This window comes from Corynebacterium rouxii, from assembly GCF_902702935.1.
GTDB classification, from domain to species: Bacteria; Actinomycetota; Actinomycetes; order Mycobacteriales; family Mycobacteriaceae; genus Corynebacterium; species Corynebacterium rouxii.
Map to the genome: position 1 here is coordinate 168,138 of NZ_LR738855.1, position 23,612 is coordinate 191,749.

A 23,612-nucleotide genomic window follows, 5' to 3' on the forward strand; every position below is an offset into this window, starting at 1 on the left:
GGTTCTCACAACTGGAGATGTGGCAGAGCGGCCGAATGCACTGGTCTTGAAAACCAGCGATGGGAAACCATCCCAGGGTTCAAATCCCTGCGTCTCCGCCAACCAAACCCCTAGCTCTTGTGGCTAGGGGTTTTCTGCTGCGCTGTTTTCCGCCCCCTCGAACTCAAGACCACGAAAACCGCAGGACGCGATTTTCTCGCCGAAATGCCGCTCTTGGGTTTTCGTGGTCTTGAATTCGAGTTCTCGGATTCGTGCTAGCGCAAGCACTACAACTGCCTAGGCGAAGCTCGCGTCCCATGCGGCTAGCAGGCGATCGCTTTCTTCTTCGTTGGTCACGGTGATGCGGACCCCTTCGGGGAAAGCGCGCACGAGGACGTCGTGAGCTGCGAGTTTTTCGGCGATTTCGAAGGGGGGTTCGTTGCGGGATTCGGCGGGGATCCACACGAAGTTTGCTTGCGAGTGTGCGGCGCCGATGTGGTCGGCGACGCGGTCGCGTACGGCTACTACTTCTTCGGTGTGTTCCATGAGTTCGTCGAGGTTGTTCAGTGATGCGAGTGCGCCGGCTTGGCCGACGGCATTGACTCCGAAGGGGAGGGCGACTTTGTTGAGGGCGTCGATAAGCTCGTGTGGGCCGAAGGCGTAGCCCACGCGGACGCCGGCGAGTCCGAATGCTTTGGAGAAGGTGCGCAGGCCCACGAGGTTGGGGAATTCGCTGAGGATTTCGGTGGCGAAGATGGTGTCTTCGTCGCGGACGTATTCGGTGTAGGCCTCGTCAAGCGCTACGACGACATCCGCTGGCACCTTCGCCATGAACTCCAAAAACGCTTCTCGACGCACCACTGTGCCCGAAGGGTTATTCGGATTGCACACGAACACCAGCTTCGTGGTGGGGGTGATCGCTGCCGCCATCGCATCGAGATCATTAAATCCGTCACTGGTCAGCGGCACTGCCACCGGTGTTGCGCCCACTACCTGCACGAATATGGGGTATGCCTCGAAGCTGCGCCACGGGAACACCACCTCATCTCCTGGGGTGCAGGTGATCTGCACTAACTGCTGACACAACGCTGAGGAGCCGCAGCCCACGGCGATCTGCTCTGCTGGGACGCCGAGATGCTCCGAAAGTGCACCGCGTAATTCAGTAACACCCATGTCTGGGTAGCGATTCGCACCGGCGGCGGCTTTCGCCATCGCCTGGGCTGCGGACGGCAGGGGGCGATGAGTGACCTCGTTACTGGATAATTTGAGGGCGTGGTCGTTGCGTTTGCCAGGAACGTATGTTGGGATCTGGGAAAGGTCTTTGCGGATCATGCCGGCAATTGTAGCCCCGCGTGTCGTAGATAGGGGGCACTGCCTCGTGTTTTGTGCCAGCCGATGATGTTGGATAAGATGAGCTACGATTCTTTTTTGGGATCGCTGGAGACGTGCCAGAGCGGCCGAATGGGGCTCCCTGCTAAGGAGTTGACTTGTTTGCGCAGGTCCGGAGGTTCAAATCCTCTCGTCTCCGCTCACTTCCACTTCGGTGGGAGCGTTTCACCGGGCCTGGTGGAACTTGCGCCCGTAGCTCAACGGATAGAGCATCTGACTACGGATCAGAAGGTTGGGGGTTCGAATCCCTCCGGGCGCACAACTAAAACCCCAGCTCATGGCATATTTGAGCTGGGGTTTCTTTATACTGTGTGGGTTGTTTGGTTGTTGGTTATTGTTGCAGGTTGTCGCTGTTCGTACCGAACATAGGCCGAACAGAAACCGAACAGATAGCGAACGTGAGAACTTAATCAAATTAGTGCGGAATGCATCTTGATCCCATATACACTGTGGGGAAAGGAGGTGAGTTCACCATGGGCTACGATATCTCACTTACAGCAACGCTAACCGGTGCAACGGTTGCCCAACTTCAACGTTGGCGTACTACGGGACTACTTGTTCCTGAGGCCTCAGCTTCTCGACCAGTTGAATATTCTTTCCGTGATTTAGTCGCCTTGCGTACGATCGCCAAGCTGCGGGCTCAGACATCGCTTCAGCAGATTCGCAAGGCATTTTCATCGTTGAGCGATTTTGACATGGTGGATCACCCTTCTAAGTATCAATTCGCCACCGATGGCAAGACTGTCAAGGTCTGGACCGACGATGGGTTCATGGATTTGAGTGACACTCACAAAGGGCAGTTTGAGTTTTACACGCTGGCGGATATTTATAAGCCGTTCATGAATATGAATGACAAGTTGGTTCCTGACTTTAGGAACCCAAAGCCACATCTCGAAGTAAATCCGCGTTGCATTGGTGGCTATCCCACCATCAAGGGATCAAGGATTCCATATCTCGACATAGCTGAGCTGTACAGATCAGGCGAACTAGAACCAGGTGAAATCGAAGAATTCTACCCACAGGTTTCTGATGCAGCTGCAAGGGACGCTGTGGAATTTCACACGATGGTGCTGGAGAATGTCGCATGAGGTTCTTCCTTGATGAATGCATGAACGCTAAAGTTGACGGGCCACTAAAAGAATGGCTTAAAAAAAGACGAGTTCCTGCGATCAGGGCCGAGCATTCCGCATGGGCTCGATGACATCTCTCTTATTCAGCGCCTAGAAGAACTGGATGTTGATGCGGTAATCACTAGCGATATCAAACAAATGCGATCACCAGATCGTACGTTGGAACGCGATCAATACCGTAACAGTGGCATTCATTGGATCGGAGTGCCACAGAGTTACGTTAAAGGGCGTGCTCGCCCTTTTGTCCAGGCCGCAAATCTACTCTCAGTAATTCATCATGTTCGAGCCCAATTGGAAGCAGCACAGATACCGCTTGCAATCGAGCTAAAGAGAGGCGTTAAGGACAGTGGCGAGCCAATAGCAGAGAAGTTCCCAATCTGAATTCGGCGTATTTGTAACATACGAGCTGGGCTACCCAATCACCCTAAAACCAGCGCGTCGACGTTCCGCCTCTGATGCTTCACGCATCGAGGACAGTTCTCCGGCGCGTTTCCTTTCGCTTTCCATGTGGGCTTCCATCGCGCTGGGTATAGCGTCAAGTCCTTCTTCCCATAGGTGTGCGTAGATGTCTAGCGTCATTGCGGCGCTGGAGTGTCCGAGCATGAGTTGAACAGTTTTTACATCAGCACCGGCTGCGATAGCGATGGATGCGGCTGTGTGTCGTAGCTCGTAGGTGTCGAGGTCACCAATACCAGTCCAAATACACAGGTTTTTCCATACAACACGCCAGCGTGAGGTGGTCCATACTTTGCCTCGTTCATCTGGGATAAGCCAGGCATCAGGATCTTTTCCTTGAGCGTAGCGATCGAGGAGTAACAGGATTTCGCCACCAATAGGTACGTCTCTATGGTTTCGTGTTTTCGTCGAGTCTTCACGCCCTAAGTCGTCGACGTCACGGCGGATCATGAGACGCCCGCGTACTGGGTCTAGGTCTTTGACTTTGAGTCCTTTTGCTTCTCCTGGTCGTAGACCGGTCATGATGAGGACGCGTAGGAGGAGTTTTGCTTGTTCGGTTGGTGCTTGTCTGATGAGTTCGTCGACTTCTGTGATTTTGAGGTATCGGCGTTCTGATTTCTTTTGTTTTGGGAGGTCGCCAGTTCTGATGGGGTTTTGGTGGATGACGCCTAGCTCCACTGCGAGGTCGAGGATTCCGTGGATGATGAGGCCGACTTTGCGCATGGCGGATTCGCTGAGTGCTCGTGGTGGTTGGCTGGCTGGCACGCCTTTCATTGTGGAGAGTGTGGGGATCCAGGCGTTGATTACTGAGCGTTGGATGTGCGCGCAAGGGGTTTGGCCCCATTGTGGTCGGATATGGACGTTCCAATAGCTGAGGTAGTCTCGTCTGCTTTTGTCTGAGATATTTCCTTTAGACGCTAGCCACGGTTCCCAGAGGTCGGAGAGTGTGACATCTACTTTATCTTTGGTAATCCACGTACCGTCAGCTTGTCCAACTTCAGCGCGGGCTGCATATAGTTCGGCTTCGTCATGGTTATGGAAGGTTTTTGTTATTTCATTTCCATTCTCAACCCAGACTGCTTGCCAGCGTTTCCCCTTACCCCATCGTGCTGATCGTACCTTTTTAATGCGTGAGGTTTTGTCGGGGTTTTTCTTCATCCAGAGATCACGGACGTATGCCATGAGGTACACTTCTTCCTTGTCAGGGCGAACTCGTCTCATTAGGAAAGAGTTCACCTGTGGTGCTCCCTTTCACGTATTCCGGCAAGATGACCGTGGAAGGGAGTTCTTTATTTTTCGGAGTTACCGAACAATCCCCGCATCCGAGGATCTTAAAATATCTAATTGGTTATAAAACCGCGTGCTTGTAAACGCTGGCCAAGGTCGCAGAGGAGCATCCAAATGCCTGAGACGGTGATGGTGAGCATCCCGGATCCGATGAGCATGGACCCGCTCATGCCATCCTCAAATATGAGGAGAAAGCCAGCGATAAACGAAAGCCATCCAATAACATTAAAAATCGTAGCGACGGTTTCCATCCCAGAATAAAGCCTGCGATAGGGCTTCCGCTGGATAGGGGGCTTAGATTGTTGAGGCGATTGCTCTGGTGTAGTCATAAGAAAACCTTTCAAAAGAGGGATTACTAAAATCTAGAGTGTGATTAGTTGTAGAGACCGGCTTCTTTTGCCTGTTTTTTTAGTGAACGTGTCAAAATGCTTGGCGCTTTCTTGTTCCACGAGCTTGGAATAAACCCATCCGGAGCAATGCTCTCCATCCGGCTTAATCGTCTTCGGCACGGATGACTCCGTTTCAAACTTGGTATCAAGAGTTATCTTTAATGCTTTTTGCTTATCTGCTGCGGTAGCTGTCCTATCTGCCAACACGCCAGTAGCCACAGATGCAGCCAATCCTTTTTGATCCATATCCCAGTACGTTTTGCATACATAAGATTGAAACGCATCATATTTTTCAGAGGAACTAGAGAACTCTTCATCAGCGTTAAAAACTGATGCAACAACAAAAATCAGGCCACCGATCAGTGAAATGCACGAGACCGTGACAATCACCCAGAACCACCATCTCTCTAAAACTGACTTATGACGGGGAGATGCTGCTGCAGATGGTGCAGTCATAATATTTTCCTTTCTACGGAAACTATCTTCACCTGCGACATGTCACAGTAGATAGACAGTGGCGTTGAATTCTTCCTTGGTTGTAAAGACGCATCCACAAAGCAAGCAAGTGAGGAGTTACACCAAGCTCAGCGGCCATAGCTGCAGGTGATCCCTCACACTCAAGTCCCACAGCCGCAACATCATTCGCATCCAAGAGCTGCTGTGCTGCCCATTCGTCAGCTTGCCGCTCAGCTCCGGGTGATGAGCATGTATGACCGTAGTGCGCATGTCCGAGCTCGTGAGCGATGGCGCAGCGTCTCGTGACTGGGTCTAAGCCAATTTTGATAAAGATTGTTTGGCTGGCGGGGTGAAAGCAAGCGTTGAGGGTGCTTCCCAGCTTGCTCGTCTCGATCACTGTGATGCCCATTTCGTGGGAGAGTGATTCGAGGGCTGCTTCCACAGGACTCATTTGGTCTCCTAGGTGTAGTTCTCTTCCAATGGATCGGTTGCTTTTTGCGCTGCGATCTTTTCAGTCCCAGCGTTGATGCCATCGAGGATGGAATCATAATCGGGGGTTGTGACATGCGGGGGTGTAGCGGGGGAGTTTCTGCTGAGCTTTGCATTACGACGTGCTTCGAGTTGGTTTTCAACTTCACCGATGGGCATGGACATGAGTGCAGATCCCTGTTTCATTCTTTTGATGACTTCGCGTCCCAAAGTTTCATCATCGGCATCTTCTATAGCCGCATCCATGGCAAATTCTTTGAGATCATCTTCTGTCACAACGTCTAAAGCGATAAGCGCTGGGATAACACTGACCTGATAAGCGCGTGCGATCTTAACTGCAGTCTCAACGGTAACCGTGCCATCACGGCGTTGGCGGCTCAAAGTGGATTGACCGATTTGTGCAAGCTTGCCGATCTCCCGATCTGAAGCATTGCCAACAGTTCTTCGAATCCAAAGTTCAATGCGTTCCATGAGTTAATAATGACACGGAAGTGTAGCAAAATCAACACAATTTGAGCTATTGGAGGTTGACATGATGAGTTACTTTTGCTTCAATGTGAGTTGAAAGAACTTCAATAGAGGGGTTGAGCATGGCAAATGTAAAAATCAGAATTCGTGATGGTCTCATCGAACGCCTCCGGAACATGAGCGGAATTACTAGCGATGAGGCTTTCGCCCGAACAATCGGAACTAGCAGAAGCACACTCGTGGATGTCAAAAGCGGAGAACGTGAACCATCCCTAGCTTTCGCAGTCGGCATAGCTCAAGCATTCGGGTTAGGACTATCAGAAATCGTCGTCTGGGAAAGCACCGAAACCGCAGCAGCCTAAACACGCTAGGGAAGAAAGGATCACCGTGGGCACACCGAACGTAGAGACGTCAATACCAGACGACAGTGAGTTTTATGAGCGACAGGACAAGATCCTGAAGCGTGCGTTACTCGCTACTGAGTCGGGATTCGATGCTACGCCGAAAGCAAAAGGAAGGAACTATTCATGCCTGGGGTAAGGGACAACAAAGATCTGCATGGTCGTCGAAAAGTAATCGATCTAACCGGAGTGATGCCGATTCCAGCGCGAGGTCAACGCCGTCGTAGCAAGCGACCCAGACTTCGCCGCCGTCCGCCAGCTCGAAAACCTCAAAGGGGTCGAACTGCTCCAGCAACGGACCGCCGGGGAAATCTTGGAGACTGCCTTGCTCTTGTCCGAATGGGCGCCGGTCGATTCGGTCGCGATAGTGCGCGGAATGATTCAAACGCTCGGTGATACGGAAGTGGACGGAAACAATATCTGAGGTCGCCAGCGTGTAGCGCTGACCACCGTAAACAAGAACAACGTTGGACATATCAGCAGCATAAAGGAAAGAAAATGCAGAGTTTATTCAGGCTCCGAGTCAAAGGTACCCCGCTTGTTGAACTTCGGGTCGTCCCATTCGAAAAAGATAGGTTCACCATCGTCCATGCTGACGTCAAGGACCCTGTAACCGTACATGCGGTCACCATCGAAGAGATCCATAACTTGATGACGCTCCTTTTCCGTCAAACGCTCAGGAATCTCGGGGTCAGCAGGATCGGGAAAGACGAACTGGACGTCGTAATCAGGCTTGATCCACAGGCTCGGGAAACTGGACGTCCGAAGGTTAAGCGGTACACCGCCCTCGTTGAGGGTATTCACAGCGTAGGAGATCCAAGGGAAAGACCAGTACGGCATCTCGTATTCGTAACCATTGATATTCAGCGTGAAAGTTTTATCGCTCATACGAAAAGAGTAATCCGCAGGATCAAACACGGCAGCAGATTCCACCGAAAAATGAAGCATCTTCCTGAAAGGAGGAAGCAAAATGGAATTAAAACCATTTAATTTCCGTGGACACAATGTACGAGTCTTAGTTGCAGAGAACGGGGAGCCGCTGTGGGTAGGACGAGATGTATGTGCAGTTTTAGAGATCAAGAACTCTAGGGATGCACTCTCACGGATCGATCCAGAGGGGGTCGGCATTGCCGACACCCTTACACCAGGAGGTATACAAAAACTCAAAGTCGTAAATGAATCAGGACTATACGAACTCCTTTTCCAGTCTCGCGTCCCTCAGGCAAAAGAATTCCGCCGGTGGGTAACCGGAGAAGTCCTGCCAGAAATCCGTCGCCACGGCATGTACGCAACAACGGCAACGGTAGAGCAAATGCTCGCTGATCCAGTAACGGCAATCAAACTTCTGGAACAGATTAAGCAAGAGCGTGACCAGCGCCGGGCGCTCGAGGTGCAAGCTGCGATTGATAAACCAAAGGTCATGTTCGCTGATGCTGTCGCGGAAGCTAACACTGACATCCTGGTACGTGACTTAGCGAAGATCTTACGCGGCAATGGCATTGAGGTCGGCGGAAATCGTCTTTTCGCGTGGCTTCGAAAGCACAAATACCTCATGGACGGGCCAAGCCACATTAAGCACACACCAACACAAAAAGCGATGGAACTCGGGCTGTTCAAAATCAAAGAAACCGTCGTGACCAGATCCAACGGAAGATCATCGATCACCGTAACACCGAAGGTTACGGGAAAAGGGCAACGGTACTTCGTCGAAAGATTCCTTGATGGGAGATTCGACATCGACGATATCAAGACAAATAAAAACCGACCTGTTGCACCAGGTCGGAAATGACACTCAAGGAAAAGCATCTATGGGAAACATTACCACCATCGACCGATGGCTGTCGCCATCGCAAGCTGCGGAAATCATTCCATATTCCGCATGGCAAATCCGGAAGTTCTGTCGACAGGGGATCCTGCCGCACTCCAAACGACCTGGATCAAAGCAGAACCGAATCATGATCAAGCAGTCAGACCTTGTCAATTTCATCCAGCAAGGAGCAGCAGCATGACAATGCGCACTTACAAAAACCCTTACCCAGACAGCGAAGATGCTGTCGAAATCCGCTTCGACCATTGCCGTCAGCGAGTGGCAAAACATCTGGCTTACTTGTGCCGCATTCATCACAGTTTTTGCCTACCATTCCCACGATTAGAGGAAAAATGATTCTTTTAGTGCTTATAAACATCGTCTTTTCAATGCTCCTGCTTTTCAACCTGACTGATGCAAATCGAAAGATTGAGGACGCGACGAAGCGCCTAGACATGCTCAATGAAGATGTCGACGTGCAGAGCGTGAAAATCCTTGATCTCTATGGGATCGCGCAGATTCCACCAATGCCAGATGAAGAGGCAGCGTCTCGAATCTTCACAGAGGTGCGGAGATGAACCGGATAGCTTTAGAAGAACTGCACCAGGCTCTGATATCGGAGGCAGAAGCAATGCGCACTGGTGAGTATTTCCTAGGTGCCGGCATCGTAGATGCGTATGCACATCAGCTACGGGAGGCGATCGACTCTCATGGCGAATAACGAAGGAATGTGCAAGCACTGTGGAGCAGCCGTGCTCTTCGTTAAAGACGACCGATGGCACGTTTTTGATGCAAAGCCGTCGGAAGAAGGCGAATGGAGAATCCGGTCACGATGGGCGGCCAATGTCGCGGCAGAAAAAACGACAGTGACGCGCTTAGCGGAGTCGAAATTGCGCCGAGCACGCCTCATGGGAGAGCCGCTTTTCCGCCCGCACTTCCAAACATGCCCTGCGAACCCCCGCGCAAAAATTCTGCAGGAGAAGCGGAGATATGGATGATGCATCAATCGCAGACGAATGGTGGGAGAACCTACCAGATCGAAGAAAAATACAAATCCATCACTGGATCGTATCGCCTAGACAAATCACCATCCAGGAACTGCCCGGTCAGATTGCGCTAATAGAAGGAACAGAACAATGACTAAAACACAGCTAGTGTGCGACAAAACCCAATTGAACTGGGGGCTGAAAGCGGCAAAAGCAATTGCTGGGAAGAGCCCATATGACGTTGTTCAGATGAGAGTCTCACCAGACCGCGATTATCTGTATATCTGCGCAGTTAATGCCAAAGCAACGCTGGTCGCCAAAGTGGAGCTTCTCGTTGCGAATATCAGTAGTGAAGAAGATGAGATCATCACGATAGATAAGGCAAAAGTCCCAGCATTGATTCTCGCGACTGCTGAGACCGGGAAGAAGTCGGAAGACTCGCGGCCTATGGCAGGGATCTGCATTCGAGGGAAAGAAGTTGATTTCACCGACGAAAATGGGGCTGGGCGCGGAGTCGATCTTACGACGATTCATCGGAACGATTCTGCAGAAATCGGAGATCCTGTCCGCACAATCATCAGAGTAAAACAACAGCTTGCTGAAACATCGCCTTGCGATGTGACGCCATCGCCAGCTCAGATAACAGAACTGGCTCGGGCAACGCGCTACCTAGGAGGCAAGTCCAAGCTGAGTATGCGCTCGTATATGCACGAGGGTACTGAATCGCATCGGCTTGTAGCTGAGGCGACATTTTGGACCTTGTCAGTACTCAACGTCCCAGCAGTATTGCTCGAAAACAAAAAAGATACAGCCAATATCGTCGACGCAGCACCAATCGAAGGGATCTCATGAAACATATTGACGCAGCGATCTGTCGCCGAAAGGCAGACGGCAAAACCGCGGAGCCTAACTACTGGGATTCCCAAGGCCCGCGAGAATCAACTGTAGCAATGCTGGAACGTCACAAAATAGCTAGAAAAAAGTGCATGACCTGCACGCTTCTGACTGATTGTGAGAAGATGCTTTCCGATTTTGAAAAAGAAGAACTCAGAGTCGACGGAGTTGTAGCAGGGAGATACTGCGATGTCTCGCACAGAAACGGCTCGAGTATCGATGTCTTGCGACATTGCAAGCACTGCAATGTCCGATTGATACCGCAGGGTGGCCCACGGGGAAAAGAACCCAGCGGGGCTCGAAAACACCGGGGAGAAGGGCTCTGTGCGGTTTGCTATCCCCTCTTCTCAAGAAAACAACGCTAAACACAATGACTAGCAAAGGAAATAGACCATGGCATGGAGCAGAGTCGGCGACAACATCGCCACACATCCGCTCATGTCGAGGCTCCTTACCTCATGCGAATTCGACCACTCGCTCAAAAATGAGGCGTTTGGTGCGCTCGTCCAGCTCACAACTGTGTCGGCCGCGCATCTCACTGACTACATCATTGAGTATGGGCTCATGGCGCAGATCGCACCTGGACGTGAAAAGCAACTGATCGACGTTCTTGTAGATGCAGGAATGCTTTTTCGCGATGAAGTTGACGGGCGCAAGGTTCTACGAATCGTCGATGACAATGAGCTCCTTCACAATCGCAGCCGGGATGAAGTCGAGATCGACCGCCGTCGCGCCGCTGATAAGCGCAACCCGGCTTTAATCCCAGCAGTTCGCTACCGCGACGGCGACCAATGTCGTTGGTGTGGAAAGACAGTCGACTGGCGAGATCGGAAAAGCTGGCGTGCAGCGACGATTGACTCACTTAATGAGCATCGGGAATCAACCGTGGATACGCTGGTTGTCGCCTGCAAGAGCTGCAATTCAAAACGTGGCGCAGGTGAAGAACTTCAATTATTGCCAACCCCTACGAGAGAGAAGGTACATTACACAGACCACACAATCGACTGGATTAATCGTTCCGAGTGGGCTCAGCATGAGGGCATTCATCTCGAGCCACGCCAAACACACCTGGACATCGGACAGCAGATCACAACACCGGCAGCGCCATCGGAGCAGCAGCAGGTGGGTCAAGCAGCAGCGCCCTTGGAGGCAGCAGCGCGGGCCTATCGAGCAGCGCCTGATGTTGAAGCGCCATTCGTTAGTGATCCGCTTGATGAGGCTCCAGACTGGGTCAAACAATCTCTTTTCAACGATCACGGACAGGCAGCAGCGCCTTTAATGGCAGCAGCGCCGCGTGAACATGATCATGCACCGGCAGCGCCGTTGGAGCAGCAGCAGGTGGGTCAAGCAGCAGCGCCCTTGGAGGCAGCAGCGCGGACCCATCGAGCAGCGCCTGATGTTGAAGCGCCATCGCAACACCACGTTGATAACGAAACGGTAAAACCTAGCACGGATCTAGAACAAATCACAGATCGGTGGGGTGACGAATCTGGATCTCTCGGGACGGGACGGGACGGGAATGGACAGGTAGGGACGGCAAGGCGTCGACGCCGTAGGCGTAGAGGTGGACGTGGAACTGGAAGGAATAAAGCTCATGGATAGTTGGAAGTTACATTCTTTAGGTAAAGCTCTGTATGAGTTGGAGAAGTTAGGCCCTTTGCTTGATGATCTTTTGCTCCCTTCTCAGTGTGGTTTTTCTGAAGGAAGGGGAGGTTCTGGGCAAGGGTCGCGCCCTCCATTGAGGATTCCAATTCTGGATGTGAAGTGGGAGACGGAGCGTCTGCTGACTCATTGGGCATGGGGCTGCGCTGTGAAGCTGAATGTGGTCCCGCCTTGTTCAAGGTCCGTGCATAGCGTTGCTGCATGGCTTCAGTGTCACTTGATTGATATCGGAGATCTTGATGAAGCTGATGCTATTGCGGAGCAGGTGATCAGCCAGTCGGAGCTGCTAAGTGAGATGTTCGCTTCTGATGATGATGGAGCAATCACAGCGCCTAAGCAGGGGACATGTAGAGAGATCGCCGCGATCTGCAAAGGGCTCGGCTACGGAACATCAAAGACAACAATTCATCGGTGGGCACACGAGGGGGCGATAGCCTCACAAACAATGGAAGATGGCCGTGTCATAGTGGACCTACAAGAGGTGCTAGACAAGCTGGCTACCTGCAATAATGCAATGTAGTTACCGCGTGGGACACCCAATATAGTAAGCTAACGCTCGAATCTTCTGGGTCCAGATCACAAGCATGTGACTGGGCCTTTTTGCATGCTCAGGAGGTGACATGGCGAGAGCAGGATCAATTTGCTGCGAAGCTGGGTGCCCAGAGCAAGCGACATACCGAGGAAGATGCGCTCGGCATGCTCGTGACCACGAGACACACGAGCGAAAAACAGTTGCGACGAAGATCGACGGACAGCGAACAGCAGCGATCAGGCGTGAAGCGGTTGCTAGATGGCGGGAAATCTATGGAGACTGGTGCCCAGGCTATAAGTGCTACGGGCATAAAGCCCATGATTTGACCGCGCAACATACGCAGGCTCTAGCGCTCGGAGGCGGATCGGAGCAGCATCTGACGGTGCTGTGCCGGCGGTGTAACTCCCGTCATGCAGCGGACGTAAGAAGGGCCCTGGCATCCACCTATGGAAGACCCCAGGGGAGGGCCCCTCGGAGGCTATGAACCCCAGCCGTGGGTGAGGTCTCTCAGAGGTGCGAAGGGTTCAAAAAGTTTCCTGACCAGCTGTTTTTTTGAACCCGACATGTTAAAAATATGCCCAAAGGGGGCGAGGAAGGAGACGAAAATAATGCCACGAGGCGGAGCAAGAACAAGATCTGGTCCAGCACCAGACCCAGCATCTGGACGGTCGGACCGTCGAAAACTCGACGAAAAGCTCCGACCATTGCCAGCAAGCGGATTCAACGGGAAACTGCCAGAATGGCCACTACCAAAAGGAACCCCACGAGAGCGCTCATTGTGGAAGAAAATCTGGAAATATCCACAAGCCGCAGCCTGGATCAATGAGCCATGGCGATGGCTCACAATCGGCCACTACGTCAGATGGGTAGTGAAATCAGAAGCCGCAGACGCATCACCATCGACTATGACACAGGTCCTACGCCTTGCAGACTCGATTGGGCTTTCTCCTGCAGGCCTTCGTGAAAATGGCTGGGTGATCTCCACATCCGAGATGGAAGGAGACGCGGCGCCGACAAACACCCCGCCACAGTCTCCACAGCCTATCCGTCGGCTCCGCGCAGTAAATGGAGACGCAGGATAACTGGATAATCGACTTCCCGACACTCGGAGATCTCTGGGACGCATGGGTGCAAGCACATTGCCTCGTCCCAGATGGCTACCGACGCGGCCAACCATTCATATGGAGCGACTGGCAATTCTGGTGCGCCGCGCAATTTGGAAGAATTCGCGCCGGGCTGAAATGGAGTGGCGAACCGCTAGGTAACCAAGCATTCCAATATCGTCGTATGCAGGTGATTGCACCGCAGAAGACTGGCAAAGGTCCGTGGGCTGGTTCTATGACGCTAGTGCAGGCTGTGGGGCCAGCAGAATTTGATGGGTGGGCAGAAGAAGGGGATGTCTATCGGTGTGCTGACTGGGGCTGTGATTGCGGTTTCGAGTTTCCTTACCAGAAGGGAGAACCGAAAGGTCGTCCGCACCCATCGCCACTGATTCAGCTCACGGCGACCTCGGAAGATCAAGTCGATAACACGATGCGCCCATTGAAGTCGATGGTCAAGATGGGTCCGTTGCGGAATCTTCTCGCTACCAGAGGCGAATTCATTCGCATTCTCGGAGGGCTTGGAGGTGATGATGCTGATCGAATTGATGCTGTGACGGCTTCTGCTGACTCTAGGGTCGGTAACCCTGTCAGTTTCGTGCTTCAAGACGAGACTGGTTTGTGGAATAAGCGGAATAAAATGGAAAAGGTTGCTGACGCACAGCGTCGTGGCCTTGCAGGTATGGCTGGACGTTCAATCGAAACCACAAACGCTTATGACTCTTCAGAGCGTTCTGTAGCACAAACGACGTTTGAGTCGACGGCACAAGACGTGTTTTGCTTCTACATCCCGCCGCCTAAAGGACTGCTATGGAAGCGTCCTAAAGATCGCCGCAGGATTCTAGAGGCGGTTTATAGGGGTTCTCCATGGGTCAATATTGACTCCGTTCTAGCAGAAGCCAATGAGATTTCAGAGCGCGATCCAGAGCAAGCAGAGAGGTTTTTCGGGAACCGGATTACGTATTCATCAGGCACGTGGCTGCCGACGAACCTGTGGGAGGACTGCTTTGCATTGGATAGAGAACCCGCCTGATGGTGAATCAATCTGCGTTGGTTTCGACGGCTCAGAAAACAACGATTTCACAGCTTTACGGGCTGAAACACGTAGTGGATTCATTTTCACACCGCGGTATGGGCCAGATCGTAGACCTACTATCTGGAATCCTGCAGAGTGGGGTGGGAAAACTCCGCGATCGGAGGTCATGGCCGCAGTCGATGAGATCAGAACTAGGTATCAAATTCAGAGGTTTTATGCGGATCCGCAGGATTGGCGCTCTGAAATTGGTGAGTGGGCACTCCAGATTGGACAAGAACGCGTTTTTGAATGGCCGACGAACGCAATCAAGCGTATGTATGCGGCGATCTCTCGGTTTGAAATCGATTTAGCCAATGGGCGGATCACCCATGATGGATGCCCGCTGACAGCGCTTGCAATGGCAAATGCAAAGAAAGTCGCAAAGCCTGGGCAACAGTATGTTCTGGGGAAGCCCTCAGAGCATCAAAAAATAGATGCGGCAATGGCCACCATCCTCGCGCATGAGGCAGCTATGGATGCGCATGCGAAGCAATGGGAATCAGAAAAATCTCGCGTAGTCGTCTTAGGAAGGAGGCGGAGATGATGGAGCTAACGAAATCGGAAGAAGAGCTCGTCAAGAAGCTGTTTATGAAGATTCAAAAGCAGCGGAATCAGGACAAAATCAATGAGCGCTATTACAGAGGCTTGCAACAGATCGGCAACCTAGGCATTTCCGTTCCCCCTGATGTACAGCCTTTCGCTTTTCCGCTCAATTGGTGCAGGACTTACATTGATGTGCTTGAAGAGCGGCAAGACGTCAGACTGTTGATCCGATCTGGTGAGATTACCGAAGACAAGGAATTACGCCTCGATTGGGAAGCCAATGATCTTGATGTGCAAAGCCATCTGGTGCACAAGGATTTAACGATTTATGGTCGTGCATTCGTCTCCGTTGCTGCTGATCCAGATGGCGGGCGCCCGCGCATTCGAGCGGAGTCACCACGAGATATGGCGGCAATCGTGGATCCGTTGACAAGGTCAATGACAGCAGCGCTGCGAATTTACAGGGATTCTGTAGGCATTGCAGAGCATATGACGCTGTATTTGCCGGATTCCACAGTGATCATGGGCAAAGAAATGGGGATGTGGAAAGCAAAGACACGGATCGAACACAACCTTGGGCGTGTACCAATCGTCATGATGATCAACAGACAACAGTCAGGATCATTCGAAGGGGAAACTCAACTCTCGGATCTCAAGCCCATCGTTGATATGGCTGGGCGAGTCATGCTTCAGCTCCAGCTCGCTATGGAGACAGTGGCAACACCACAGAAAATTGCTCTCGGTGTCAGCGAGGAAGACTTTGTCGATGAAAACGGTGAACAACTCGACCCCTGGGACACATACCTAGGGGCTGTTTGGGCGCTCTCTAAGAAAGATGCCAAGGTGGAACAGCTTGCAGGTGCAAGCCTGACAGGTTTCCATGACACCATCAAAATGCTGGCCGAGCAGGCATCAACAATCACAGGACTTCCCGTTCGGATGATGGGGCAAAACACTGCCAATCCGGCCGCTGAAGGCGCGATCAGAGCTGATGAATCACGCCTTGTAAAGCAGGTAGAAAGAATCAATTCGGTTGCCGGCGCAGGCTGGGCGTGGGCGCTTGGAATCGCCGAGCGCATTCGCACTAGGGAATGGTCTGCAGACGGGAAAATTCAGATTCTCTGGCGCAATCCAGGTACACCGACCGAAGCTCAGCAAGCAGATGCAATGCAGAAGCTAACCGGTGGACGTCCCATCTTGTCCGTTCGAGGAGCGATGAATGAGATGGGTTGGCCTCAAGCACGGATTGACCGTGAAATCGAATGGTTCAGCCAAGAAGAAGCAGGAACGCTTCTGCAGAAACTGGAACGTGACGCAGAAACGTGACAGGAAGAGGTGGTAAATGCACGACGACCAGTTCAGCCGCTTACCACCAGAACTACGCGCCGCCGCTGGAACCAGATCTGAGATCATTGGAGAGGCTGTCAAATGGGTAGCTGCCGCATGGAATACGAACCGCCCAATGGATCCATCAGTTTGGTTCGAGATCTACGCTGAAGAATTCACCAAGAGAGTCGCAGAAGCACAGCTCGAAGCAGCAAGTATCGCTATCGGATCTGTCGACACAGCACTAGCACTCCAAGGCTATGACGGCACCCCGCTAGGACACGCCTCACCAGAAGCCTTCACCGGAATCACCGGCTCTGGGCAGCCAATCATGGGCCTTGCCTATGCACAAGGATTGCGCATTACAGAGGCAATCGACAACGGAGCAACCGAAGTTGAAAGAGCAAAGCTGTGGAAATACAGCGGGCAAGTCCTCCAAATGGCAACGCAAACGGCAATCTCAGACGCATCGAGAATCGCTAAACTCACCAACCTCATCGCCCGCCCACGAACTACGTGGGTGAGAATCGTCCGCCCACCGTGCTGCGCTCGCTGCGCAATCCTTGCAGGAAAACGCGGCGGAGCAGGACTTGGATTCCAACGACACCCAGGCTGTGACTGCGACGCAATCCCCGTATCCGAAGAAACATCGGACATGCACAAGCTGTGGATATTTGATGTGGATAAATATTTCGCACAACTATCCGAAAAAGACCAAAACAAAATCTTCACCATCGCAGGCGCCCAAGCAATCCGAGACGGAGCAGACCCATCACAGGTCATCAATGCGCGCCGGGGAATGAAGGTTGCTGCAGATCGTTTTGGCACTCGCACTGTTATGACATCTGAGGGGACGACGAAACGCGGTTGGGCTTCGATGTATTTGCGTCAGCAGTATGACGCGAAGATGTCGAAGCAAGGCAGATACATGCGGACTGATCGGCCGCGATTGATGCCGGAAGAAATCTACAAGATTGCAGGTGGCGACCGTGATATTGCGGTCTCATTGCTGCACAAGAACGGTTTCTTCTTGGATGCATCGCCCACATTGGATTCTAAACTCAACTTTTTTACGCGGGACAAAGCCGTAAAAGAAGCTACAGAGCGAGCTCGTGTGAAGCTGAAAGCGCGACATGAAAAAGAGCTAAAGCGTATAACGGTCGAGGCTGGTAGTGGTGATCCTCCGAGCAAACCGCCACGATGGTCGAAAAATGGCGGTGGTGATGATGAGATCCGGAGGCGGTATTTCGAGGATTTGCGTACAGCGGATAAACGCGTGCCAATTGAACACATCGTTACCGGGAAGGTGCATAAGAACGTTATCCAAGGTGCCCATGATCATTCCAGACGTTCATGGGTCGTGGAGCAAGTAAAAAGTGGTGTAGATCTTCCTAGTGAGGTGAAAACATTTTTTCCGTTGCTCAAAGGAAGAACAGCAGCACTTAGGAACTGGTTGGGTGATGAGCAACAAGGAATTATTCGAGATGTGTTATCAGATCCTGAAGAAATCGAGGTAGATCAGTGGGGAACGTATCGATTAAAAAAAGAAGTGCTCACTCCAGATAAGCATTGCATTACTTTGCGAGTGGTAACAGGTAAAACACGTGGTAATGATACTCGAACGTTCAAAGTCAATTCTGCCTTTCCGCTTCGTGGCGGAGACGGAGTCACCGAAGTCCTATCGGATGGTAGAATTATGACGCGATATAGGAAGGAGGAATGATGGCTGAGAGTGTGTATAAAAAAATCGAGCGTGAAACGGGTGGGAAAGTTTTCTACGGTGTCGATGCTGGACCTGACAATCAGGACAATATAACTATTGACGCTTACTACGTAGAAGCACTACTGAACTACGGTTATTTAGACGTCGATTTGAAAAAAGAGTTCTTGGAACTGTGGTTGACTGATGATGAGTATGAGGATCTGGAAGCACTCGATTATGTGCAGGATCTGACGTATAAGATGCTGCTGAAATATGCGGGCATGGAGCCTCGTGTAGATATATCCCCATTCCTCCATAAAGCCGCATAACTACATCAACTATCTCACCCGTTACCGCAATCGGTAGCGGGTTTTTCTATACCCAAAATCGGAAGGATTGTAAGCAATGCACAAGAAACGAGCCCCATGGGTCCGAGCGATCATCAACGACTCCGACACCGCTCATAGTGGATCTAGTGCGGGAGTAGATGACCAAAACAGCCCTAAAACTACTTCGCAAGACGGGAAAGCCGAAGGAGATAAGGCTGCCGAAGATTCTGACAGTAATGAAGATCCAGAAGCCCGTGGATCAAAGACGATGGTGCTTAAGGATCTTGCTCGTGAGCGCGATAAACGCCAAGAAGCAGAGCAGCAACGCGACGAATTTAAAGCGAAGCTCGATGAGATCGAGCGGTCAAAAATGAGCGATCACGAAAAAGCAGTAGCAGATCGTGATCAGGCATTAGCAAGAATTGCGGAGCTGGAAAAGCAAATCGCTGACGGAGAAGCTGCATCAAAGCGGCGTGAAGCCGTCTCACAAGCATTGTCCGCAACGAAATTACCCGCCGAGATGGCGGACAGGCTGCGGGGAGAAACCGCAGAAGAAATCATGGAAGACGCAAAAGCGCTTGCAAAGACAATCGGCTTCGACCGCTCTGCCTTTGATCCTTCACAGGGTCAGAACGCAGCTGGAAAGTCGCAAGCGAACTCACTCTCAAGCGCTTTGCGCGCCCACTTTAACGTCTAAAGGAGGAAGAAATGGCGATCACCCTAGAACAAGCAAAGCTCAATACCCTAGAAGATTATGAGCCAACCGTCATCGATGAATTCCGCAAAGAATCGGTAATTCTCGACAACCTGGCATTCGACACAGCAGTGAATCCAGCTGGAGGAGGCGCAACCCTTTCGTACGGCTACCGCCGCCTAGCTACGCAGCGTGATGCAGCATTCCGCGAAATCGGAACGGAGTACACCGATAAGGAAGTCACCACCAAGAAAATTAGCGTCGAGCTGAAACCCCTGGGTGGATCCTTTAAGGTCGACCGTGTGCTCGCGCACCTCGGGCCAGCCGCATCAGATGAAATCGCGTTGCAGATGTCGCAGCTGATCAAAGCGACCAATACTAAATTCTGCGATGCTGTCATCAACGGAGACACCGCAAAGGACGCAAACGGTTTTGATGGCCTTGATAAGGCTCTGAAAGATTCTTCTACCGAATTGAACAAGGAAGAAGAAGGAACCGAGCGCGATTGGTCTAAGTTCACATCCGCGGATGAAGCGATGTCGGTGCTCGATGATCTCGACGAACTTTTGGATGCACTTGATGGTCCGCCAACCATGCTCTTCGGCAACAAACGCGCCTTGGCGAAGATTCGCGCAGCAGCGCGCCGGGCAAACATGTACTCGCGAGAGCCAGTGGAAGGCCTGCTGGGGTCTAATGGTCATCAGATTATGCGCGAGCAGATCGGAAATGTGATCATCGTTGATCCTGGTACAAAAGCTGGCACCAATGACCCGATCATTCCTGTGACTCTGGGAAAGACGAGCCTCTATGCAGTGCGCTTTGGCCTTGACGGCTTCCATGGTGTCACCACCACAGATGGACGCATGATCAAGACATGGCTCCCAGACTTCTCTACAGCTGGTGCCGTCAAGCGCGGCGAAGTCGAGCTTGGTCCTATCGCAGTTGCACTGAAGTCGACCAAGGCTGCTGCCGTGATGCGCAACATCAAGCTAGCTGATAACTAGGAGATGACATGGCAATCGTAAAAACACCAGTACACGGATACACAGGACCTGTTGGCGATGATTATTTCGTCGACGGAGTCTGCAAAGTCCCAGACCACAAACTCGCGTACTACAAGCGCCATGGGTACATCATCGATGCTGAAGAACTCTCTGGGCAGGAAGGGACTGAAGCCGAAGCATTAGGAATACCAGGTGCAAAAGCAAAGAAAGCTGAGCTTGTTGCCTATGCCACCAAGCTAGGTATTAATACCGACGGACTAGATGTTGCAGGTCTTCGCGAAGCAATTGAGGCTCACACAGAACACTAGGAGGTAGCACATGGCGATCTTCCTAAAAATACCGATTGTGGAGATCTGGCCTGACCTAGACGGTTCTCGCGAATCCTACGCTGAGAGGCTCATCGGGCGTGCTGAGGCTATCATCATGCAGCGTTTTCCCACACTGGAGAAAAGAACCCGCGATGGATCAATTTCAGCCAGTGTGGTCGCAGGCGTAGTCGAAGATATGGTCACTAGGGCCCTTGATAAAACTAGCCGTGGCGGTATGGATAAGCTCGCGTACCCAGAAGTTCAGATGGAATGGTCTTCTGATGGCGGCCTCGGGTCTGGAAATCTCCTCTGGCTTACAACGGATGAAATCGTTTTGCTCTCCCCACCGCAGCCACGCGGGGTCTTCAGCATTCGAAAAGCTCCCACGCCAACTTTTTCGGAAGGGAGCAATCGGTGGTGAGCGCAATAGTTCTTTTTCAACCAAAGTTCATTCTCCGAAAAGTGATAGAAGGTCGTGAAGACCCCATCACTGGAGAACCTGGTAGTCCTACCATCACTGAAATTGCTGGACGTGGGCTAGTCCAAGAACCACTATGGTCAAGTGAAAAAGAAGTGGGGTCAACATCTGTGAAGGATGAACGCCTCATCCTCTTTTGCCCAACGCATATCCCGATCACCGATATTGAGATATGTGCTGCAGATGAATTTGTCGATGATCGCGGAAGAGTCTGGCAGTGCATCACTGATGGACACGAGCGCGGTATCCCAGGTAAAAAACCTGAGTACATTGCAACGCGGGTTCGCCGGGCCAAGGGGAAGAGATGAAAGCGCGGCTGACGGTCTTCAAGTCCCAGATCCCACAACAAGTCAGGTTGCAATCGAGGTCAGGTCGAAGGAAAATAGCCCGTCAAATCGCAGACGCCGCCCGCGCTGATGCACCGTATCGCACCGGTGCTTATGCAACGGGGATTGAGGTCAAAGAATCCGGAACCCAGATCATGGTCGTTGACACTGACGAAACCGCAATCCACAAGGAGTACGGGACAAGTAAAACACCTGCTCATGCATCACTTACCAATGCGGCGATGGGTTACGGCAAGTACTCCGGAATGCGACCAAGGAAAGGTAAAGGTAGACGATGAGAGTACCGATGCCCTACGCGCCGGGTGAGATCCGAAAGTTTTTGCTTCAGCAGGAGGTGTTCACCGATCTTTTGCACGGCGGGAAGGTAACGACACGTGAGGTGCCGGATCCCTTGGCAAGGCCGCATGTGACAGTCGCCGCTGTCGGTCATGTTGGTGATGATCCGATGCTGCGCCGGTTGATGATCCAAGTCACCCCGTGGGTGCCTGGGTGTGATATTTCGAAGATCGATGAAGATCCTGATGTCACAGCATGGAACCTTGCCGCGACGGCAGGGGAGCTGTTGGGAAGAGCGAAGAACATCATCATCGATGATCTGCATGCGTGGTCTGCGACGTGGGTTGACGGACCAATTCAGCTTTACGACACCAATCGTGGAGCAGACAAAATTTTGTATTACGCGCCTGTGCGGTTTCAGATCCATCTGCGCCGCCGGGCGCAGATTATTTAGGAGGAGAAAATGTCCAATTACGCAAATCCGGAGAAGGCCTATGTGTGGCTTGACGGTGATGCATTCCGAGGGGCCGCTGGCGCAGATATGCCTAGCGATCTTTTCGCTGAATCGCTTGAGGGATTTCTGCCATATGGCGGTGTCGAAGCTGGCTTTGAGCTGACCTCGGAGCAGGCTGTTAATAAGCTGCAGGTGTTTAATTACCGCAAGGCTGCCTACAAGGTTGCTCGTGACCCGCTAACCGAGGGGTGTAAGTTCCGGGCAGTCGATAACTCGGAGGCAACTGTTCGCACGCGTGCCCAGGGTGGGAAAATCAAAAAGATTGGCGACCACTATGCTGTCGAAAAGGGCATTGGTGAGGAATTCTCCTTGCTGATCCGCCTCGATGATGGTGAGGAGCAAATGGCTATTTGGTGTGAGCGATGCACCCTTTCTGGCCCTGCTACTCGCGCTGCAATCGATGGCAAGAGCCTTGATGGCTATGAATTCTCCGTGGAATTCCTCGTGCCAGCCGTTGAAATTCTTCCTGGGCTTCCAGACGGAATGAACATCGATGACGATAGCGGTCAGGATGAGGAAGACGGGGCCGGTGAAAAAACCGTGACCCTTCCCTCTGGGGCTTCTGGAGGCACCTTTACCCTCTCCATCGATGGGCAGAAATCCGCTGATATTGCGCAGAATTCCAACGGCACCGCCGTCCAGGTGATTCTGCGCAAAGTCAAAGGCGGGGAGAAAGCCTCTGTCACAGGCCGCGCAGGAGGCCCCTTCACCGTCAAGGGGGTAACCGGCGCACTGACCGCAGACGGCACCAACCTCACCGGCTCCAGCTCGCAAGAGGTCACCGTCGCATAATCAGCGCCTGCATTGAGGAAAAGCGGATCGCCTCTTCTTTTTGAAGAAAAGGATCCGCCCTTTTTTTATTCCACCACCCACCAAGAAGGGAAAACCCATGTCGGAAAAAATCGATATTTTTGAAAAAGCCTGCTCTATTGACGCAGGAGAACCACAGGAAATCACACTCCGAGGCAACGATCTCACCATCCGCCGAAACTTCACCGCCGACGAAGTCCACAAAATCATCCGCCTCTACGGCCCAGAGGTCGCAGAGCAGCCGCTACAAGAGGTCACCCGCGAGCTCATTGATCTTATTTCCACATCGGAGGAGAAAGCGAAGGCTGATTTCGTGAATGATTTAATGCAGCTTTCATTTCCAGAATTCAACAAGGTGCAGAGCCTGCTCACCCAGATTGCAGGTATCCGTGGCGAAGACGGAAATTTTTTGACGGGGTCGAAAGACTCCTAACATCCCTAGAAGACCCTCAAGAACACGCCCGCTGCCTAGCGGGCTTTCAGCGTTTCTACAGCCTTAACTGGCGAAAACAACGCCAAACACTCTGGTGGGTCGACCTCGTCGTCCTCATACTCAAACTCGATGACTACGAGTGGGGATACACCGATGAAAACATCGCATCCCTCATCGACCGCGAAGACTACTGGCTCAACGCCGAATACCAATCGTGGACAACAGACCCAGAAGACCCAGAAGTCAAAAAAGCCCACGAAGAACGAAAAAGATCAGGGACCAAACCCCCACCCAAGCCAATCATCTACCCCATCGCGAAACGCCCACAGCACGCAGCAGCGCACCGGG

The 23,612-nt window shown here is 52.1% G+C and carries 34 protein-coding genes and 3 tRNA genes; 28 read left to right on the forward strand and 9 right to left on the reverse strand.

Annotated features, from left to right (window positions below; all coding sequences use genetic code 11):
• The first annotated feature begins 13 nt into the window (after positions 1 to 13).
• Positions 14 to 101 (forward strand) — tRNA-Ser (locus CIP100161_RS00910).
• 175 nt (positions 102 to 276) lie between these two features.
• Here CIP100161_RS00910 and hisC read toward each other — a convergent pair.
• On the reverse strand, positions 277 to 1,311 hold the full coding sequence (gene hisC, locus CIP100161_RS00915) for a histidinol-phosphate transaminase (protein ID WP_155871222.1): 1,035 nt from the start codon (positions 1,309 to 1,311) through the stop codon (positions 277 to 279).
• Positions 1,312 to 1,418: 107 nt separating this feature from the next.
• On the opposite strand from hisC, the gene CIP100161_RS00920 reads away from it, so the two are divergent.
• From CIP100161_RS00920 to CIP100161_RS00930, 3 genes are all read left to right on the forward strand, one after another.
• Positions 1,419 to 1,507, forward strand: a tRNA-Ser gene (locus tag CIP100161_RS00920).
• Positions 1,508 to 1,554: 47 nt separating this feature from the next.
• A tRNA-Arg gene (locus tag CIP100161_RS00925) sits at positions 1,555 to 1,627 on the forward strand.
• 214 nt (positions 1,628 to 1,841) lie between these two features.
• The gene (locus tag CIP100161_RS00930; protein ID WP_085666432.1) at positions 1,842 to 2,456 is read left to right on the forward strand and encodes a DUF433 domain-containing protein; all 615 of its coding nucleotides are present in this window, start codon (positions 1,842 to 1,844) and stop codon (positions 2,454 to 2,456) included.
• A 453-nt stretch (positions 2,457 to 2,909) separates the two neighbouring features.
• On the opposite strand, the gene CIP100161_RS00935 is transcribed toward CIP100161_RS00930, so the two are convergent.
• The 5 genes from CIP100161_RS00935 to CIP100161_RS00955 all read right to left on the reverse strand — a co-directional run bounded on the left by CIP100161_RS00935 (position 2,910) and on the right by CIP100161_RS00955 (position 6,046).
• Positions 2,910 to 4,136, reverse strand: coding sequence for a tyrosine-type recombinase/integrase (locus CIP100161_RS00935; RefSeq protein WP_155874490.1), 1,227 nt, complete (start codon positions 4,134 to 4,136; stop codon positions 2,910 to 2,912).
• Positions 4,137 to 4,294: 158 nt separating this feature from the next.
• Positions 4,295 to 4,570, reverse strand: a complete 276-nt coding sequence (locus CIP100161_RS00940) for a hypothetical protein (protein ID WP_155871223.1) — start codon at positions 4,568 to 4,570, stop codon at positions 4,295 to 4,297.
• 33 nt (positions 4,571 to 4,603) lie between these two features.
• Entirely contained in the window at positions 4,604 to 5,086 is a 483-nt protein-coding gene (locus CIP100161_RS00945) for a hypothetical protein (protein ID WP_155871224.1), read from the reverse strand.
• A gap of 28 nt (positions 5,087 to 5,114) precedes the next feature.
• A complete protein-coding gene (locus CIP100161_RS00950) occupies positions 5,115 to 5,537 on the reverse strand; it encodes an ImmA/IrrE family metallo-endopeptidase (RefSeq protein WP_155871225.1) in 423 nt (140 codons plus the stop codon).
• Positions 5,538 to 5,545: 8 nt separating this feature from the next.
• Positions 5,546 to 6,046, reverse strand: a complete 501-nt coding sequence (locus tag CIP100161_RS00955; protein ID WP_155871226.1) for a hypothetical protein — start codon at positions 6,044 to 6,046, stop codon at positions 5,546 to 5,548.
• 119 nt (positions 6,047 to 6,165) lie between these two features.
• On the opposite strand from CIP100161_RS00955, the gene CIP100161_RS00960 reads away from it, so the two are divergent.
• Entirely contained in the window at positions 6,166 to 6,405 is a 240-nt protein-coding gene (locus tag CIP100161_RS00960; RefSeq protein WP_155871227.1) for a helix-turn-helix transcriptional regulator, read from the forward strand.
• 163 nt (positions 6,406 to 6,568) lie between these two features.
• On the opposite strand, the gene CIP100161_RS00965 is transcribed toward CIP100161_RS00960, so the two are convergent.
• Together CIP100161_RS00965 and CIP100161_RS00970 are read right to left on the reverse strand one after the other, a co-directional pair.
• Complete coding sequence (locus CIP100161_RS00965; protein WP_232053031.1) at positions 6,569 to 6,919, reverse strand: hypothetical protein; 351 nt, start codon at positions 6,917 to 6,919, stop codon at positions 6,569 to 6,571.
• A gap of 32 nt (positions 6,920 to 6,951) precedes the next feature.
• Positions 6,952 to 7,332 carry a hypothetical protein gene (locus CIP100161_RS00970; RefSeq protein ID WP_044055149.1) on the reverse strand — a complete coding sequence of 127 codons (381 nt, stop codon included), beginning with the start codon at positions 7,330 to 7,332 and terminating at the stop codon, positions 6,952 to 6,954.
• Between the two features lie 82 nt (positions 7,333 to 7,414).
• Between CIP100161_RS00970 and CIP100161_RS00975 the strand changes: the two genes are divergently transcribed.
• The 23 genes from CIP100161_RS00975 (at position 7,415) to CIP100161_RS01085 (ending at position 23,264) form a co-directional block, all read left to right on the forward strand.
• Positions 7,415 to 8,233 (forward strand): phage antirepressor, encoded by an 819-nt coding sequence (locus CIP100161_RS00975; RefSeq protein ID WP_155871228.1) that lies wholly within the window; start codon positions 7,415 to 7,417, stop codon positions 8,231 to 8,233.
• Positions 8,234 to 8,252: 19 nt separating this feature from the next.
• A complete protein-coding gene (locus tag CIP100161_RS00980) occupies positions 8,253 to 8,453 on the forward strand; it encodes a helix-turn-helix domain-containing protein (protein WP_155871229.1) in 201 nt (66 codons plus the stop codon).
• Positions 8,454 to 8,640: 187 nt separating this feature from the next.
• Entirely contained in the window at positions 8,641 to 8,829 is a 189-nt protein-coding gene (locus CIP100161_RS00985) for a hypothetical protein (RefSeq protein WP_230625206.1), read from the forward strand.
• Complete coding sequence (locus tag CIP100161_RS00990; RefSeq protein ID WP_166443132.1) at positions 8,826 to 8,972, forward strand: hypothetical protein; 147 nt, start codon at positions 8,826 to 8,828, stop codon at positions 8,970 to 8,972. The genes CIP100161_RS00985 and CIP100161_RS00990 overlap by 4 nt, the downstream gene beginning before the upstream one ends.
• Positions 8,962 to 9,249 (forward strand): hypothetical protein, encoded by a 288-nt coding sequence (locus CIP100161_RS00995; protein ID WP_155871230.1) that lies wholly within the window; start codon positions 8,962 to 8,964, stop codon positions 9,247 to 9,249. Before CIP100161_RS00990 ends, CIP100161_RS00995 begins: the two co-directional genes overlap by 11 nt.
• A 138-nt stretch (positions 9,250 to 9,387) precedes the next feature.
• On the forward strand, positions 9,388 to 10,089 hold the full coding sequence (locus tag CIP100161_RS01000; RefSeq protein ID WP_155871231.1) for a hypothetical protein: 702 nt from the start codon (positions 9,388 to 9,390) through the stop codon (positions 10,087 to 10,089).
• A 435-nt stretch (positions 10,090 to 10,524) separates the two neighbouring features.
• Positions 10,525 to 11,733 (forward strand): HNH endonuclease, encoded by a 1,209-nt coding sequence (locus CIP100161_RS01005; protein ID WP_155871232.1) that lies wholly within the window; start codon positions 10,525 to 10,527, stop codon positions 11,731 to 11,733.
• 277 nt (positions 11,734 to 12,010) lie between these two features.
• On the forward strand, positions 12,011 to 12,313 hold the full coding sequence (locus CIP100161_RS12000; protein ID WP_232053032.1) for a hypothetical protein: 303 nt from the start codon (positions 12,011 to 12,013) through the stop codon (positions 12,311 to 12,313).
• A 620-nt stretch (positions 12,314 to 12,933) separates the two neighbouring features.
• Positions 12,934 to 13,407 carry a hypothetical protein gene (locus CIP100161_RS01015; protein WP_044055061.1) on the forward strand — a complete coding sequence of 158 codons (474 nt, stop codon included), beginning with the start codon at positions 12,934 to 12,936 and terminating at the stop codon, positions 13,405 to 13,407.
• Positions 13,391 to 14,458 (forward strand): terminase, encoded by a 1,068-nt coding sequence (locus CIP100161_RS01020; protein WP_155871234.1) that lies wholly within the window; start codon positions 13,391 to 13,393, stop codon positions 14,456 to 14,458. Before CIP100161_RS01015 ends, CIP100161_RS01020 begins: the two co-directional genes overlap by 17 nt.
• Positions 14,459 to 14,627: 169 nt before the next feature.
• Entirely contained in the window at positions 14,628 to 15,044 is a 417-nt protein-coding gene (locus CIP100161_RS01025; RefSeq protein WP_232053033.1) for a terminase TerL endonuclease subunit, read from the forward strand.
• On the forward strand, positions 15,041 to 16,369 hold the full coding sequence (locus CIP100161_RS01030) for a phage portal protein (protein ID WP_155871236.1): 1,329 nt from the start codon (positions 15,041 to 15,043) through the stop codon (positions 16,367 to 16,369). The genes CIP100161_RS01025 and CIP100161_RS01030 overlap by 4 nt, the downstream gene beginning before the upstream one ends.
• A 16-nt stretch (positions 16,370 to 16,385) precedes the next feature.
• On the forward strand, positions 16,386 to 18,092 hold the full coding sequence (locus tag CIP100161_RS01035; protein ID WP_155871237.1) for a hypothetical protein: 1,707 nt from the start codon (positions 16,386 to 16,388) through the stop codon (positions 18,090 to 18,092).
• Positions 18,089 to 18,400 carry a hypothetical protein gene (locus tag CIP100161_RS01040; protein WP_155871238.1) on the forward strand — a complete coding sequence of 104 codons (312 nt, stop codon included), beginning with the start codon at positions 18,089 to 18,091 and terminating at the stop codon, positions 18,398 to 18,400. The genes CIP100161_RS01035 and CIP100161_RS01040 overlap by 4 nt, the downstream gene beginning before the upstream one ends.
• Positions 18,401 to 18,476: 76 nt before the next feature.
• Complete coding sequence (locus CIP100161_RS01045) at positions 18,477 to 19,097, forward strand: hypothetical protein (RefSeq protein ID WP_155871239.1); 621 nt, start codon at positions 18,477 to 18,479, stop codon at positions 19,095 to 19,097.
• A gap of 11 nt (positions 19,098 to 19,108) precedes the next feature.
• Complete coding sequence (locus CIP100161_RS01050; protein WP_155871240.1) at positions 19,109 to 20,098, forward strand: major capsid protein; 990 nt, start codon at positions 19,109 to 19,111, stop codon at positions 20,096 to 20,098.
• 8 nt (positions 20,099 to 20,106) lie between these two features.
• The gene (locus tag CIP100161_RS01055; RefSeq protein ID WP_155871241.1) at positions 20,107 to 20,406 is read left to right on the forward strand and encodes a hypothetical protein; all 300 of its coding nucleotides are present in this window, start codon (positions 20,107 to 20,109) and stop codon (positions 20,404 to 20,406) included.
• 10 nt (positions 20,407 to 20,416) lie between these two features.
• Positions 20,417 to 20,827, forward strand: coding sequence for a hypothetical protein (locus CIP100161_RS01060; protein WP_155871242.1), 411 nt, complete (start codon positions 20,417 to 20,419; stop codon positions 20,825 to 20,827).
• Between the two features lie 41 nt (positions 20,828 to 20,868).
• Positions 20,869 to 21,192 (forward strand): hypothetical protein, encoded by a 324-nt coding sequence (locus CIP100161_RS01065; RefSeq protein ID WP_232053034.1) that lies wholly within the window; start codon positions 20,869 to 20,871, stop codon positions 21,190 to 21,192.
• Positions 21,189 to 21,509 carry a hypothetical protein gene (locus CIP100161_RS01070; RefSeq protein ID WP_155871244.1) on the forward strand — a complete coding sequence of 107 codons (321 nt, stop codon included), beginning with the start codon at positions 21,189 to 21,191 and terminating at the stop codon, positions 21,507 to 21,509. Before CIP100161_RS01065 ends, CIP100161_RS01070 begins: the two co-directional genes overlap by 4 nt.
• 8 nt (positions 21,510 to 21,517) lie before the next feature.
• Positions 21,518 to 21,961: a hypothetical protein gene (locus tag CIP100161_RS01075; RefSeq protein ID WP_232053035.1), complete on the forward strand. Its 444-nt coding sequence runs from the start codon at positions 21,518 to 21,520 to the stop codon at positions 21,959 to 21,961.
• A gap of 9 nt (positions 21,962 to 21,970) precedes the next feature.
• Positions 21,971 to 22,813 (forward strand): hypothetical protein, encoded by an 843-nt coding sequence (locus CIP100161_RS01080; protein WP_155871246.1) that lies wholly within the window; start codon positions 21,971 to 21,973, stop codon positions 22,811 to 22,813.
• Positions 22,814 to 22,910: 97 nt separating this feature from the next.
• Positions 22,911 to 23,264 (forward strand): hypothetical protein, encoded by a 354-nt coding sequence (locus tag CIP100161_RS01085; protein WP_155871247.1) that lies wholly within the window; start codon positions 22,911 to 22,913, stop codon positions 23,262 to 23,264.
• Between the two features lie 35 nt (positions 23,265 to 23,299).
• On the opposite strand, the gene CIP100161_RS01090 is transcribed toward CIP100161_RS01085, so the two are convergent.
• Positions 23,300 to 23,521 (reverse strand): hypothetical protein, encoded by a 222-nt coding sequence (locus CIP100161_RS01090; protein ID WP_155871248.1) that lies wholly within the window; start codon positions 23,519 to 23,521, stop codon positions 23,300 to 23,302.
• Between the last annotated feature and the right edge of the window lie 91 nt (positions 23,522 to 23,612).